The sequence below is a fragment of the Achromobacter sp. UBA2119 genome (genome assembly GCF_002331005.1).
GTDB lineage: Bacteria > Pseudomonadota > Gammaproteobacteria > Burkholderiales > Burkholderiaceae_B > Achromobacter > Achromobacter animicus.
The window spans coordinates 1-13,280 of sequence record NZ_DCYD01000014.1; the positions used below are offsets into that span (position 1 = coordinate 1).

General features: G+C 66.3%; 16 protein-coding genes. 4 read left to right on the top strand and 12 right to left on the bottom strand.

What is annotated here, in order from left to right; all coding sequences use genetic code 11:
* From B3098_RS13825 to B3098_RS13855, 7 genes are all read right to left on the bottom strand, one after another.
* Positions 1-279: toxin VasX (locus B3098_RS13825; RefSeq protein ID WP_349677757.1), on the bottom strand; the 279-nt coding region annotated here is incomplete at its 3' end.
* A complete protein-coding gene (locus B3098_RS13830; RefSeq protein ID WP_286897115.1) occupies positions 276-668 on the bottom strand; it encodes a hypothetical protein in 393 nt (130 codons plus the stop codon). The genes B3098_RS13825 and B3098_RS13830, both read right to left, overlap by 4 nt.
* 546 nt (positions 669-1,214) lie before the next feature.
* A complete protein-coding gene (locus B3098_RS13835; protein ID WP_286897117.1) occupies positions 1,215-1,385 on the bottom strand; it encodes a hypothetical protein in 171 nt (56 codons plus the stop codon).
* Between the two features lie 308 nt (positions 1,386-1,693).
* Positions 1,694-2,392: a 3-oxoacid CoA-transferase subunit B gene (locus B3098_RS13840; RefSeq protein ID WP_286897119.1), complete on the bottom strand. Its 699-nt coding sequence runs from the start codon at positions 2,390-2,392 to the stop codon at positions 1,694-1,696.
* A gap of 1 nt (position 2,393) precedes the next feature.
* Positions 2,394-3,059: a 3-oxoacid CoA-transferase subunit A gene (locus B3098_RS13845; RefSeq protein ID WP_286897121.1), complete on the bottom strand. Its 666-nt coding sequence runs from the start codon at positions 3,057-3,059 to the stop codon at positions 2,394-2,396.
* Complete coding sequence (locus B3098_RS13850) at positions 3,060-4,028, bottom strand: Bug family tripartite tricarboxylate transporter substrate binding protein (RefSeq protein ID WP_286897123.1); 969 nt, start codon at positions 4,026-4,028, stop codon at positions 3,060-3,062.
* 223 nt (positions 4,029-4,251) lie between these two features.
* Positions 4,252-5,154 (bottom strand): NAD(P)/FAD-dependent oxidoreductase, encoded by a 903-nt coding sequence (locus tag B3098_RS13855; protein WP_286897125.1) that lies wholly within the window; start codon positions 5,152-5,154, stop codon positions 4,252-4,254.
* A 121-nt stretch (positions 5,155-5,275) separates the two neighbouring features.
* Between B3098_RS13855 and folB the strand changes: the two genes are divergently transcribed.
* Both folB and ttcA read left to right on the top strand, forming a co-directional pair.
* A complete protein-coding gene (folB, locus tag B3098_RS13860; RefSeq protein ID WP_056565007.1) occupies positions 5,276-5,635 on the top strand; it encodes a dihydroneopterin aldolase in 360 nt (119 codons plus the stop codon).
* 1 nt (position 5,636) lies between these two features.
* A complete protein-coding gene (gene ttcA / locus B3098_RS13865; protein WP_191576457.1) occupies positions 5,637-6,605 on the top strand; it encodes a tRNA 2-thiocytidine(32) synthetase TtcA in 969 nt (322 codons plus the stop codon).
* A 77-nt stretch (positions 6,606-6,682) separates the two neighbouring features.
* On the opposite strand, the gene B3098_RS13870 is transcribed toward ttcA, so the two are convergent.
* The 5 genes from B3098_RS13870 to apaG all read right to left on the bottom strand — a co-directional run bounded on the left by B3098_RS13870 (position 6,683) and on the right by apaG (position 11,613).
* Entirely contained in the window at positions 6,683-7,639 is a 957-nt protein-coding gene (locus tag B3098_RS13870) for a D-2-hydroxyacid dehydrogenase family protein (RefSeq protein ID WP_286897127.1), read from the bottom strand.
* A 67-nt stretch (positions 7,640-7,706) separates the two neighbouring features.
* Positions 7,707-8,495 (bottom strand): DsbC family protein, encoded by a 789-nt coding sequence (locus B3098_RS13875; RefSeq protein ID WP_286897129.1) that lies wholly within the window; start codon positions 8,493-8,495, stop codon positions 7,707-7,709.
* Positions 8,496-8,721: 226 nt separating this feature from the next.
* A complete protein-coding gene (locus B3098_RS13880; RefSeq protein WP_175139586.1) occupies positions 8,722-9,891 on the bottom strand; it encodes a UbiH/UbiF family hydroxylase in 1,170 nt (389 codons plus the stop codon).
* Positions 9,888-11,198, bottom strand: a complete 1,311-nt coding sequence (locus B3098_RS13885; protein WP_175123719.1) for a murein transglycosylase A — start codon at positions 11,196-11,198, stop codon at positions 9,888-9,890. Before B3098_RS13885 ends, B3098_RS13880 begins: the two co-directional genes overlap by 4 nt.
* Positions 11,199-11,238: 40 nt before the next feature.
* Positions 11,239-11,613, bottom strand: coding sequence for a Co2+/Mg2+ efflux protein ApaG (gene apaG / locus B3098_RS13890; protein WP_056319266.1), 375 nt, complete (start codon positions 11,611-11,613; stop codon positions 11,239-11,241).
* Positions 11,614-11,739: 126 nt separating this feature from the next.
* Between apaG and rpe the strand changes: the two genes are divergently transcribed.
* Positions 11,740-12,468: a ribulose-phosphate 3-epimerase gene (rpe, locus tag B3098_RS13895; protein ID WP_286897135.1), complete on the top strand. Its 729-nt coding sequence runs from the start codon at positions 11,740-11,742 to the stop codon at positions 12,466-12,468.
* 10 nt (positions 12,469-12,478) lie between these two features.
* On the top strand, positions 12,479-13,186 hold the full coding sequence (locus B3098_RS13900; protein ID WP_286897137.1) for a phosphoglycolate phosphatase: 708 nt from the start codon (positions 12,479-12,481) through the stop codon (positions 13,184-13,186).
* The last annotated feature ends 94 nt before the right edge of the window (positions 13,187-13,280 follow it).

Below are 13,280 nucleotides of genomic sequence, written 5' to 3' on the forward strand. Positions count from 1 at the left end.
ATTGAACTGGCGCAGGTAGCCCTCCGGTGTGACCTGATAGGCATGCCAGATTTCTTTGTCCAGCAAGACGTAGACATAACCTTGCCGCAGTACACGCAATGCAGTCTGAATTGATTTTTGACTCAGTGCGCCATGCTGCCTGAGCCCGTCGGTGACCGGCATGATTGCAAGGCGTAGCGGCAGGATCGGTAAACCGGTACGTTCGCAGGCGGCGCAAGTGCCGGTGGGATTGGGAGCCGCCTGGCGCCGGGCCTGGGTCAGGGTTTTGCTGGTGTTCATGTGTAGTCCGCGGCGGGAGGTAATGACGCAACGATGCGTTGCCACGCAAAGTCGTCGTAGTTTTCAAAACGCGCTTGCAATGTGGACTGCCCTGCGACTGCGGCCTTAATGTCGTCCTGTATTTCTGGATGCCGTGGCAGATTGGAATGAATAAACACGCGATGCATGCACAGGTCGATGACGTCCGCGCTCAGGCGCAAGTGCGAGTTCAATGCGTCGCAGATCATCCAGAAACCATGCACGGCTGCCTGGGGCGGAAGAATCGTAGGGCCACGCCAGCGCATGGGGGCATACGTCACGGGAAATCCAAGCGCGACGCGCCAGGCATCCAGGAAGTCGCCGACAAGCGGCGCAAGCTGTTGAGCCTGCTGAACTAGCGGGTTTTCCAAACCAGCTTCGGTGGGCACCGCGAAACAAGGTGTAGGTGCCGCAACTGGTCGGACAAAGCCAACGCTTTACGGGCCACAGCAGAGCAGGAAAGGCGCGCTCCATGGATGCCGCGAGCAGTTCAAGCCGCAACGGCTCGAACCACGGTGTCATGCGTTTTCCAGCTATTGGCGTGATGACATCCAGGCAGCGCGCAGCCAAGTGATCGGCGAGCGCAGCGAGGGGTTGATCACTGGTCAGCCATCCGCACACATAGCGCTTTTTATAGCTGGCATCATCACGCGCAGAACGTTCGGCGGCGGCGAGCAGAGAAATTTCGGCGGCACCCCCCGGTGAGGCCAGTTGTACAAGCGCCGGGCACGCGTCGGGCGTATGGGAAAGGTATGGCCGCATTACGCGCGCGATCGCATGTTCCCCCAACGCGTGGGTCAGTGACTGAATGCTAAGGGGATCTTGTGGCGCGCACGGCGCGAGCGGGTCCAACAAGAGGTAAAGATGGTCATTGGGTGCGCGTTCGTCACGGGCAAACGCTTGTACGGCTCTCCGAATCATCTGGCCCGCTCCCGCGCCCTGCCGAAGTGAACCGCCGGCTCGGCATTGGCCAGCTCCTCCTCAAGCGGGATAGTCTCGGACCTGACTTCAGGCAGCGTGAAATTGACGGCCTCGACGCAGTTTTCGCCGGCGGCGAACGCGAAGCGCAGATCGGTTTGGGTTGGCATGGCGAGCTTCCGGAAGCGACGGACCGCATGGGTCGTCCTTGGTGCCAAGTGGCACTACCGCTTTTAGAAGCTGCCGATATTGTGTGTAAATCAGAGGAGTCTTATTAGTGAACCAAATTGTTCTGGTGCTAGCCGATGCTTGAAACGATCCGATTGATCTGCCGTCGTGTCCTGAGCGACAGCACGTGACTAACGTCGACAGCGCTAATACGTTGAGCGACGGCGATCGCAGCCAGGCACGGCGCAGCGGTAAGTACGGCGGCCAGGGGTGAGAAACACCGGTAGCTCTTTTTCCAGGCGCTCGACGTTTACGCGTATCGAGGCACGCTCGTGTCATCCACGACGATCGTTCGCGGCGATTGCGGAAAATGCAGCGGCGCGTCGGTGATCGACCGCAGGAAGTCTTCGGTCACGCCCGCCTTCATCGCGTGCACCTCCAAACCCACGGGCATGACGTCGATGACGGCAAGGTCCGTATAGATGCGCGACACCACGCCTTTGCCGGTGAGCGGATAGGTGCATTGCCGCAGGATCTTGGGCGTGCCGTCGCGGCCGCGGTGTTCCATGGTGACCAGGACCTGCTTGGCGCCAACGGCCAGGTCCATTGCGCCGCCGACGGCGGGGATGGCGTCCGGGGCGTCGGTTTTCCAGTTGGCGAGGTCGCCGCGTTCGGACACCTGGAAGGCGCCCAGGACCGCGTAGTCCAGGTGGCCGCCGCGCATCATGGCGAAAGAGATCGTGTGTTCGGTGATGGACGCGCCTTGCAGCAGCGTGATGGGCTGGCGGCTGGCGTTGATGAGGTCGGGGTCGACGTCGTTGCCGGTGGCGGCGGGGCCCATGCCGAGGATGCCGTTTTCGCTGTGCAGCAGGATTTCGCGGCCGCTGGGCAAGTAGTCGCCGACCAGGGTTGGCATGCCGATTCCTAGGTTGACGATGGCGCCGTCGGGAATGTCGCTGGCCAGCAGCTGCGCGATCTGCTGGCGGGTCAGGCCGATGATGTCTTGCATGTCAGGCCTCCACGCGCACGACGGATTTCACGAAGATGCCCTGCGTCATGATCTGCTCGGGCACCAGCGCGCCCAGCGGCACGATCTCGTCGACCTGCGCGATGGCGTGTCCGGCGGCCATGCACATGACGGGGTTGAAGTTGCGCGCCGCGTGGCGATACATGAGGTTGCCCCAGCGGTCGCCCAGATGCGCGCGGATGAGGGCGTAGTCGGCGCGCAGGGGCTGCTCGAGCACGTAGCCGATGCCGTCGATGACTTCCTGGCGCCGCCCCTCGGCCAGTTCTGTGCCGTAGCCGGTAGGCGTATAGAACGGCCCGAGTCCTGCGCCGGCGGCGCGCAGCCGTTCGGCCAGGGTGCCTTGGGGCACGCACTCCAGTTCGACCTCGCCTGCGCGGTAGGCGCGGGCGAAGGCGTCGGAGTTGGGAGGGCGCGGGTGCGAACAGATGACCTTGCGGACCTGCTTGCGCACCAGCAGCGCGGCGATGCCGCGTTCGAAAGTGCCGGCGTTGTTGGAGATGATGGTGAGGTTGCGCCGGTCCAGTTCGGCCAGGCAGTGCAGCAGTTCGTAGGGCACGCCGGCTTCGCCGAAGCCGCCCACCAGCACGGATGCGCCATCGGGAATGACGGCCACGGCCTGCGCCATGGATTCCTGAATCTTGTCGATCACTTATTGCTCCTGCACGAGACCGGCGGCGTCCACGATGCTTTTCCAGCGGGCGCGTTCCTGGTCGATGAAGGCGGCGAACTCCGCGGGCGTGTTGCCGCCGGCCTGGCCGCCCATGGCCTTGAAGCGTTCGCTGATCTCGGGGCTGCGCACCACGTCGCGCGTGGCGGCGTAGAGCTTGTCGATGGCGTCCTGCGGCGTGCCGGCGGGTGCGACCAGGCCGAACCACGCGGTGACCACCATGTCCTTGACGCCGGCCTCGGCCATGGTCGGCACGTCCGGCAATTCGGCGAGGCGTTTGTCGCTGGTGACGGCCAGCGCGCGTAGCTTGCCGGCCTGGATGTACGGCATGGAGCTGGGCAGGTTGTCGATCATGAAGGTGAACTGCTGGCCGAGCAGCGCGGCCACGGCGGGGCCGGCGCCCTTGTAGGCGACGTGCGTGCCGGGGATGCCGGCGCGCTGCTTGAACATTTCGGCGGACAGGTGCGGGGACTGGCCTGCGCCGGAACTGCCGAAGGAGACCTTGGAAGGATCCTGCCTGACCTGCGCCAGCAGATCGGCCACGCTGCGAGCGGGCGAGGCCTCGTTGACGACGAGGACGTTGGGCACCGAGATCACGAGCGTCACCGGCGCGAAGTCGGCGGGCTTGTAGGGCAGCGTCTTGTAGAGCGCGTAGTTGATGGCGTTGGGACCGATGTTGCCCATCAGCAGCGTGTAGCCGTCGGGCTTGGCGCGCGCCAGCGCCTGCGCACCGATGATGCCGGCGGCGCCGGCGCGGTTCTCCACGATGACCTGCTGGCCGAGCTTGGCGGACAGCTTGTCGGCGATGAGGCGCGCCGAGATGTCGGTGGTGCCGCCCGGCGCGGCCGGGATGATGAGGGTGATGGGCCGTTCAGGCCAGGCCGCCTGCGCCGGATTCGCGATGGCGATGGCCATCGCGCCGGCTGCCAGCCAGCGATGCGCACACATCATGCTTGTCTCCCTGCGTGACCATTGATTGGTCAACTCGTGAGCACGAGTGTGGGCGCGGGGGTGGCAATTGCCTATTCCGGAATCCGGAGGTGTGGGTTCGCCTGGGCTGAAGTACGCATTCTGGCCGACGCGGTTTAACTGCCGCGGGCGCCACGATGGCCGTGCCGGCCAACGCTGCGGCGGCCGGCCGGCGTGTTCAGTGGCGGCCGCCGGGCGTCAGGTATTACGCCCCCGCGCGCTCCCAGCGCCGCTGGATGGCCTTGGCCGCGACCACGCCATCCGCCATCGACGTCACCACGCAGGGGTGCATGCGGTGCGCGACCTCGCCGATGGCGTAGATGTCGGGCACGCTGGTCTCGGCGGTGGCGAAGTCGGTGCGGATGTAGCCGCGCTCGTCGCGCGCGAGCCTCAGGACGTCGGCAAACGCGGCCTGTGGTTCCCAGCCGTAGAAGACGAGGATCAGGTCGTACTGCCGGCCGTCCACGCTGCGGGTGGCCGGGTCGACCTTGTAGGGTCCGATGTGCACGCCTTCGGTACCGGCGCGCGTCACCCATTGCTGTTGGGCGCGCACACTGCGGGCGTAGAGATGGACATTGCGCGCGCCGCGGTTGCGCACGTAGACGTAGTTTTCGAAGGCGTTGTCGCCCCCGCCCAGCACTGCGACCGACAGGCCGGAATAGTCCTGCGCCACGATGGGTGAGCCGGGGCCGATCAGCACGCCCGGCCAGGACGCGCCCGGAGGGTGGTCGGGCAGTCCCTTCGCGCGCACGCCGGAGGCAATGACCAGAGTGCGGGCGCGGGCCAGGGTTTCCTGGCCGTCCGGACCGGCGAGCGTGGCCTCGATGCGGCCCTTGCAGGGCCGCACGCCGGTGACGCGGGTTTCCAGCCGTACCGGCACATCGGCGGCGCGCACGCTGGTGTCGATGTTGGCGGCCACCTGCTGGCCGGTCACGCCCGGCAAGACGGCGATCCAGTCGTCGGCGAACGGGTTGTCATTGCCCAGCCCGCCGAGACGGGCGCTGGCCTCGACCAGCAGCGGCGACAGGCCCAGGCGCGCCAGCCAGAGGGCGCAGGAGGCGCCGGCCGGGCCGCCGCCTACAATGACCGAATCGTGCATCTGTTGCATTTCACCCCTTATTGACTGCGCCGGCGCCTCGCGGGCGCCCGGACATGGCCGAATTGTAGCCAGCGCGTCCCCCCATCCGCCGCCGCCTTACAATTCGGGCTATTCCACCCAGGTTTTCATCATGCCCACTCGCCGCATCATTCTTTCCGGCCTTGCGCTCGACGCCCGCATCGGCATCCTCGAGCACGAGCGCCGCGCCACCCAGCCCCTGCACGTCGATGCCGAATTCGACGTCGACATCCAGCGTTCGGTGGACGACCACGATATCCACAGCGTGCTGGACTACCGCCGGCTGCGCGAGGCCATCGTCGAGGAATGCACGCAGGCCCACGTGAACCTGATCGAAACCCTGTCCGAACAAGTGGCGGCGCGCCTCTTGGCGGACTTCCAGGAAATCCGCGCGCTGCGCTTGCGCATCAGCAAGCCCATGGCCTTCTCCGACTGTGCGGCGGTGGGCGTGGAAATCCAGATCAATCGCTGACATGAACGATATCGCTCCCCCCGGCGTGCAATTTCGCACGCCTGCCGACGAAAAGGCACGCCACGAAGGCAACAAGCTGACCAAGCGGCTGGCGCGCGAGACCACGCGCGCCTTGTCCGACTACAACATGATCGAGGAAGGCGACCGCGTGATGGTCTGCCTGTCCGGCGGCAAGGATTCCTATGCCATGCTGGACATCCTGCTGCAGCTCCAGAAGCGCGCGCCGTTCAAGTTTGAACTGATCGCGGTGAACCTGGACCAGAAGCAGCCGGGCTTTCCCGACCACATCCTGCCGCAGTACCTGAAGGAACTGGGCGTCCCCTTCCACATCGAGACGCAGGACACGTATTCGATCGTGACGCGCGTGCTGGAAGAGGGCAAGACGATGTGCTCGCTCTGTTCGCGGCTGCGTCGCGGCATTCTGTACCGCGTCGCATCGGAACTGGGCGCCACGAAGATCGCACTGGGCCATCATCGCGACGACATCCTGGCCACGTTCTTCCTGAACCTGTTCTATGGCGGCAAGGCCAAGGGAATGCCGCCCAAGCTGGTGTCCGACGACGGCCGCCACACGGTGATCCGCCCGCTCGCGTACGTGGTCGAGTCCGACCTGATCGCCTACGCCGAACTCAAGCAGTTCCCTATCATTCCGTGCAATCTCTGCGGCTCGCAAGAGAACCTGAAGCGCAAGGAAGTGGGCCGCATGATCAAGGAGTGGGACAAGCAGCACCCGGGCCGGTCGTGGAACGTGTTCAATGCGCTGTCGCGGGTGGTGCCTTCGCACCTGATGGACCGCGACCTGTTCGATTTCGTCGGCTTGAAGCCCACGGGCGTGCCGGATGCCAACGGCGACACGGCGTTTGATACGGTCGATCCCACGGACGAGTCGGACGATGCGTGCGGCGATACGCCGCCGGCGTTGGAGCCGGGCGCGATCATCGAGAAGAAAGTGGTGTTCTCGCGCGGGTGATGCGCCGCGTGCAACGCGACCATCCCAAATGAAAATGGGGCTGCGATAGGCAGCCCCATTTTTATGTTCGGGCGTTATCAGGCGTTCAACACCCGGATCGGCGAGCCCGCTGCCCACGCCTTCACGGCTTCCAGGCAGTTCTGGTAGAAGGCCTCGAAGTTTTCGCGGCTGACGTAACCCAGGTGCGGGGTCAGGATCACGTTGTCCAGGTCGCGCACGCTGTCGGTGGGCGACAACGGCTCTTCGGGATACACATCCAGCCCCGCGCCGGCGATGCGGAACTTCACCAGCGCGTCCATCAGCGCTTCCTGATCGACAAGTCCGGCGCGCGAGGTATTGACCAGATACGCGGTCGGTTTCATCGCGGCCAGCGCGGTGGCGTCGACCACGTTGCGGCTGCGATCGGACAGGATCAGGTGCAGGCTCACCACGTCGGACGTGGAAAACAGTTCGTGCTTGTCCACGCGCGTGACGCCTGCGGCATCGGCGCGCTCGTCGGTCAGGTTGGGGCTCCAGGCCACCACGTCCATGCCGAAGGCCAGACCCACCTTGGCCACCGCGGCGCCCAGCTTGCCCAGTCCCACCACGCCCAGGCGCTTACCGGCCAGCGGCTCGGGCATGGCCGTCTGCCACATGCCGCGGCGCATGGCGGCGTCTTCGGCGGGCAGGTGCTTGAAGAGACCCAGGATGTGCGCCCACGCGAGTTCCGCCGTGGCGGTGTTGGCGTCGGCACTGCCGGGCGCGCCGGACACGACGATGCCCTGCTCAGCGCAGGCCTGCATGTCGATGGCGTTGTTGCGCATGCCGGTGGTGACCAGGAGGCGCAGCTTGGGCAGGGCGCGGATGCGCTCGGCGGGAAATGGCGTGCGCTCGCGCATGGCGACGATCACGTCGAAGGGCTCGAGCGAGGCCTCGACCTGGTCGTCGGGAATGAAGTTGTTGAAGATCTGCACCTCGGCGTCACCGCCCAGCGAGGTCCAGTCCGCATAGCGCCGGGCTACGTCGTGGTAATCGTCGAGTATTGCGATTTTCAAATCTTGTCTCCGGGAGGGATGGCGCTTGCCGCGCCCCCCTTTCCCGGGCCGGCGCGACGCGCGCCGGTCAGTTCAAACGGGCCTTGAGCTGGTCCAGCGGCAGCGCGCCGCTGATGCGCGAGCCGTCTGCAAAGAACAGTGTCGGTGTGCCGCGCACCATCAGTTGCTGGCCAAGCTCCAGCAGCTTGTCTTCGGGCACGTCGCATTCGGCGTTGGGCGGCGTCTTGCCGCGCAGCATCCAGTCGTCCCAGGTCTTGCCCTGGTCTTTGGCGCACCAGACATTGCGCACCTTGACCTTGGAGTCCGGCGACAGGATGGGGTAGAGGAAGGTGTAGACGGTCAGGTTGTCCACATCTTCAAGCGTCTTGCGCAACTGCTTGCAATAGCCGCAGTTGGGGTCTTCGAAGATCGCGACCTTGCGCGAGCCGTCGCCCTTGACCTGCTTGATCGCCAGGTCCAGCGGCAGCTGGTCGAACGTGACGGCGCTGAGCTTTTCCTGGGATTCGCGGGTGACGTCGCGGCGCGTCGCGGCGTCGATCAGCGGTCCTTCCATGACCCACGTCACGCCTTCGTCGGTGTAGATCAGGTCCATGCCGAGCTGCACTTCAAACAGGCCATAAGGCGTGCGGCGCACGGTCGTGACGTTCATGCCGGAAAAGCGCTGCTGAAAGCGTTCCTTGACGGCGGCCGACTGCGGATCGAGTTCGGTGGTGGAGACGCTTTTTTCGCCCTTGGCCGCCTGCCCCACGGATTGTGTGGAGACGGATTTTGCGCCCTGCGCATGTGCCGTGGCGGACAAGCCGATACCCGCGGCGAGGAAACAGGCCGCCAGCGTGGCGGGAATGCGGAATTTCATCGGTACTCCTGGTCTTGTCAGTCGTGTGCTCAGCCGGAAAGCGTAACCGATCCGGGTCGGGCGGCCGCGGCAGGCGGCGGGTGGGCGGATCCGTATCAGACGGGCGCCGGCCGCCGCAGGTTCCGCCCGGCGCCGGCGTCGGGCCGAATCGGGCCAGGTTTGGCCGAATCGGACCGAATCGGGCCGGGTTTGGCCGAATTGGCCCGGGTTGGGCTGGGATTCAGCCCTAATTGGCCGACGCCCCCGCGATCAGCCGGCGCTTGATCAGCGGCGCGCCCTCGACCCAGTGCATGCCGGCGTTGCGCAGCCAGACGAGCGGCGTCGCCTTCGATCCGAACAGCTTGTGCAGCCCGTCGGTCGCCAGCCGCATGGCCAGGACCGGTTCGGCGCGCGCCCGCTGGTAGCGGTGCAGCACGCGCAGGTCGCCGGCCTGCCGGTAGGGTTCGCGCTCGGCGACGATGCGGGCCAGCGCCTCGACGTCGCCCAGCCCCAGGTTCAGGCCCTGCCCCGCCAGCGGGTGCAGGCGGTGCGCGGCGTCTCCGGCCAGCGCGATGCCGGGCGCCACCATCTGGGCGCGCTCCAGCGTCAGCGGAAAACCGTGCAGCTTGCTGCGGACCTTCAGGCGGCCCAGCCGCCCTTCGGCAGCCTCGGCCAGCAGCGCTTCCAGGCGGGCGGTTTGCGCTTCCTGCGGCAGGTCCAGCAGTTGCTGGGCCAGTTCGCTACGCATGGACCACACCATCGAAACCTGGGGGCCGTCCGCGGTATCGGGCAGCGGCAGCAGCGCCAGCACGCCGTCGTCGCGGAACCATTGGATTGCGGTGCCCTGGTGCGGCAGTTCCGCATCCAGATGCACGACGAGCCCGGTGTCGTTGTAGGACTGGGCTTCGTGCTTCAGCCCGGCCGCCTCGCGCAGCGGCGAGGCTGCGCCATCGGCGCCGACGAAGAGTTCGGCCTGGATGCGGGCGCCGCTTTCGGTGTCGATCGCGCCGTTCTGGTAGCCGGTGCAGCGGTCTTCCAGCCACGCGATGCCGAACATGCGCACGGCCTGGATCAGGACGCGCTCGATCTCGCCGGATTCGACGATCCAGGCCAGTTGCGGCAGCGCGGCCTGCCAGGCATTGAGGTTGACCTGGCCGTCCGCGTCGCCGTGGATTTCCATGGCCTGCACCGGCATCAGCCGCGACGCGGGCATGGCGTCCCACACGCCGATGTCGGCCAGGAAGCGCTGGCTCGCCGGCGAAATGGCGTAGACGCGGGGGTGATAGCGGTTGGGATCGGCGGGCGGCACGGCGGCGCGCGGCGCCAGGACGGCCACGCGCTGGCCGCGGCGGGCCAGCGCCAGGGCGGTGGACAGGCCGACGATGCCGGCCCCGCAAACTACGATCTGATGGCTCATCGTGCGGAAGGCTCCCCGGCCTGTTTGGGCCACAGCAGCCACATCTGGCCGCGTTGCTTCATGCGGCCGGCCTGCTGGCCGGCTTCTTCGCCGTAACCCCAGTAGAAGTCGGCGCGGGCCGCGCCCCGGATGGCAGTGCCGGTGTCCTGGGCGAACACCAGGCGCTGCAAGGGCCGGTCCGACGCGGGATAGGTGGTGGACAGGAACAGCGGCGTACCGAGCGGCACGAAGGTCGCATCCACCGCCACCGAGCGCCGCGGCGCCAGCGGGATGGCATAAGCGCCCTTGGGGCCTTGTTCAGGATCCACGACCGCCTCTTCGCGGAAGAACACCACGGCCGGATTGGCGTTGAGCATTTCCTGGACACGCTTGGGATTGCGCTGCGCCCAGGCCCGGATGTTCTGCATGGACGCCTGGTCGGCGGTGAGTTCGCCGCGGTCGATCAGCCAGCGGCCGATGGACACATAGGGCTGGCCGTTGTGATCGGCGTAGGCGACGCGGATGGTCTTGCCGGCGTCGGGACCGTCGGTCAGCTGTACGCGCCCGGAGCCCTGGACCTGCAGGAAGAAGTTGTCCACGGGGTCGTCCACCCAGACCACCACTGGCGGGCGGCGGCCGGACGACGATTCGATGGCGGCGCGGGTGTCGTACGGCACGACGCGCTTGCCGTCGAGTTTGCCGCGCACACGCTTGCCGGCCAGGTCGGGGTAGATGGAACCCAGGTCGATGGTCAGCAGGTCGGCGGGCACCGCGTACAGCGGCCATTGGTAGACACCGCCCTGGCGGCGCGAGCCGCGCACCAGAGGTTCGTAGTAGCCCGTCACCGTATTGGTGGCCGGCTTGCCGTCGGCCGCATTGAGGCGCCACGGTTGCAGGTAGGTCTGCAGGAAGCGGCGCACGCCTTCGGCGTCGCCGGCGGCGGGCGCGCGGGCCGGGTCGATGGCCGCGGCGCAGACCGGCTGCCAGGCGCGCGGCGTGGCGCGCGCGGGCGCGGCCAGGTTGCCGCTGGTGGGCCGCATCAGGCCCTTGCAGTTGCGCAGGAAAAGGGGCCAGAACTGGGACAGGTCGTCAGCGCTCCAGCCAGGCAGCTCGGACCAGTTGGCGGGTTTCAACTTGCCGGCCAGCGCGCGCGGCGGGGTGTCGGGCAACGAGCCCAGCGGCGGCACGACGAGCGGACCGTCGGCCGCGGGCGTGCGAGCCCCGGGCGTTGCCGGCAGACCGGATCCGGAATCAGGGGGAATATCGGACGGGGTGGAACATGCCGCCAGCAGAATGGACAGCACGGACAGGCTAAGAATGCGCTTCATGTGCAGAGGGAAAAACGTGCAACGGAAGGCCGGACCATACTCAGTGCAAGGTGCGCGGCATGGCCAGGACGAATTCGGAGATCGGCACTTCGAACGGAATGCCGTTCTCGCCGACGCAGTGATAGATGCCGCGCATCGTGCCCACCGGCGTGGGCAGGGGACAGCCGCTGGTGTACTCGAAGGTCTCGCCGGGGGCCAGCAGGGGCTGCTGCCCCACGATGCCCAGGCCGCGCACTTCCTGCACGCGCTGGTTGCCGTCGGTGATGATCCAGTGGCGGCTGATCACCTGCGCGGGATGTTCGCCGGTATTGGTGATGCGGACGGTGTAGGCGAACACGAATTGCTGTTCGCCGGGGTCGGACTGTTCGGGCACGAAGCGCGGAGAGACAGAGACGCTCAGGTCGTAAGGTTTCACAGTCCTTCCCTGTGTGGCTGCACGCGGGCGGCGGAACATGGGCGCCCACGCTTGAAAGACGGAATTTCAGGCGCGCCAGCCGGGGCATACCCGCTGCGGCGCCTCAAACTGCAATAATGGCACATTATGCCCTCCCCGACCCCGAACATCATGTCCAAGCAAACGGCCTCCACCCGCATTACTCCCAGCATCCTGTCGGCTGACTTCGCCCGGCTGGGCGAGGAAGTCCGCAACGTCGTCGCCGCCGGCGCCGACTGGATCCACGTGGACGTGATGGACAACCACTATGTCCCCAACCTCACGATCGGCCCGATGGTCTGTGCCGCGATCCGCCCCCACGTCGAGGTGCCGATCGACGTGCACCTGATGGTCGAGCCCGTGGACGCGCTGGTGCCGCAGTTTGCCAAGGCCGGCGCCGACTACATCAGCTTCCACCCCGACGCCAGCCTCCACGTGGACCGCACGCTGTCCCTGATCCGCGAAAGCGGCTGCAAGGCCGGTCTGGTCTTCAATCCCGCCACGCCGCTGTCCTACATGGACTACGTCATGGACAAGATCGACCTGGTGCTCATCATGTCGGTGAACCCGGGCTTTGGCGGCCAGAGCTTCATTCCGGCAGCGCTGACCAAGCTGCGCGAGGCCCGCGCCCGTATCGATGCGTGGATGCAGGCCGGCGGCCAGGAGATCGTTCTGCAGGTGGACGGCGGCGTCAAGATCGACAACATCGCCGAAATCCGCGCCGCGGGCGCGGACACGTTCGTGGCCGGCTCGGCCATCTTCGGCAAGCCGGACTACGCCGGCATCATCAAGGCCATGCGCGACCAGATCGCCATCGGCGAAACCACCGCTGTCTAAGGAACCCGACATGACCGCTTTTCGCGCCGCGCTGCTGGACCTGGACGGTACCCTGCTCGACTCCATTCCCGATCTGGCCTTTGCCGCCAACGCCATGCGTGTTGAACTTGGCATGATCGCGCTGCGCGAGGACGTGGTCGCCACGTTCGTCGGCAAGGGCGTGGACAACCTGGTGCGGCGCAGCCTGGCCGGTTCGCTCGATGCCGCCGACCCGGCGCCCGACGAATTCCAGCGCGCCCGCGAGGCTTTCTACCGCCACTACCACCTGGTCAACGGCGAGCGCGCGCAGGTCTACCCGGGCGTGATCGAAGGCCTGAAACTCATGCGCGACCAGGGCCTGAAGCTGGCCGTGGTCACCAACAAGCCCACGGAATTCACCTTGCCGCTCTTGCAGCGCACGGGGCTGGCGGGCTTTTTCGAGGCCGTGGTGTGCGGCGACACCTGCGAGCGCCGCAAGCCCGATCCCGACCAGATCCACCATGCGTGCGACCTGATGGGCGTGGGCGTGAACGAGGCCGTGACGATCGGCGATTCCATCAATGACGCGCAGGCGGGCCGCAGCGCCGGCACGCAGGTCCTGGTGGTGCCATATGGCTACAACGAAGGACGTGACGTGCGCGAGCTGGATGTCGATGGTATAGTTGACACGCTTGTTGACGCCGCACAGTGGGTCGCGCTCTGGAATCAAAACCAGAACGCCGCAAAAGTATCCGCTTGAAGCACGTCGCAACCCAGGCAAGAATTCACTACCGCGCATCACTTCCGCGTACTTCATTACCGAACCGCTAAATGAACGTTTCCATCCAGAACCA

Coding starts and splice junctions, on each gene's coding strand:
- folB (WP_056565007.1), top strand. CDS start 5,276: ATGCCCACTCGCCGCATCATTCTTTCCGGCCTTGCGCTCGACGCCCGC.
- ttcA (WP_191576457.1), top strand. CDS start 5,637: ATGAACGATATCGCTCCCCCCGGCGTGCAATTTCGCACGCCTGCCGAC.
- B3098_RS13900 (WP_286897137.1), top strand. CDS start 12,479: ATGACCGCTTTTCGCGCCGCGCTGCTGGACCTGGACGGTACCCTGCTC.
- rpe (WP_286897135.1), top strand. CDS start 11,740: ATGCCCTCCCCGACCCCGAACATCATGTCCAAGCAAACGGCCTCCACC.
- B3098_RS13875 (WP_286897129.1), bottom strand. CDS start 8,495: ATGAAATTCCGCATTCCCGCCACGCTGGCGGCCTGTTTCCTCGCCGCG.
- B3098_RS13855 (WP_286897125.1), bottom strand. CDS start 5,154: ATGCAACAGATGCACGATTCGGTCATTGTAGGCGGCGGCCCGGCCGGC.
- B3098_RS13840 (WP_286897119.1), bottom strand. CDS start 2,392: ATGCAAGACATCATCGGCCTGACCCGCCAGCAGATCGCGCAGCTGCTG.
- B3098_RS13885 (WP_175123719.1), bottom strand. CDS start 11,198: ATGAAGCGCATTCTTAGCCTGTCCGTGCTGTCCATTCTGCTGGCGGCA.
- B3098_RS13850 (WP_286897123.1), bottom strand. CDS start 4,028: ATGATGTGTGCGCATCGCTGGCTGGCAGCCGGCGCGATGGCCATCGCC.
- B3098_RS13835 (WP_286897117.1), bottom strand. CDS start 1,385: ATGCCAACCCAAACCGATCTGCGCTTCGCGTTCGCCGCCGGCGAAAAC.
- B3098_RS13880 (WP_175139586.1), bottom strand. CDS start 9,891: ATGAGCCATCAGATCGTAGTTTGCGGGGCCGGCATCGTCGGCCTGTCC.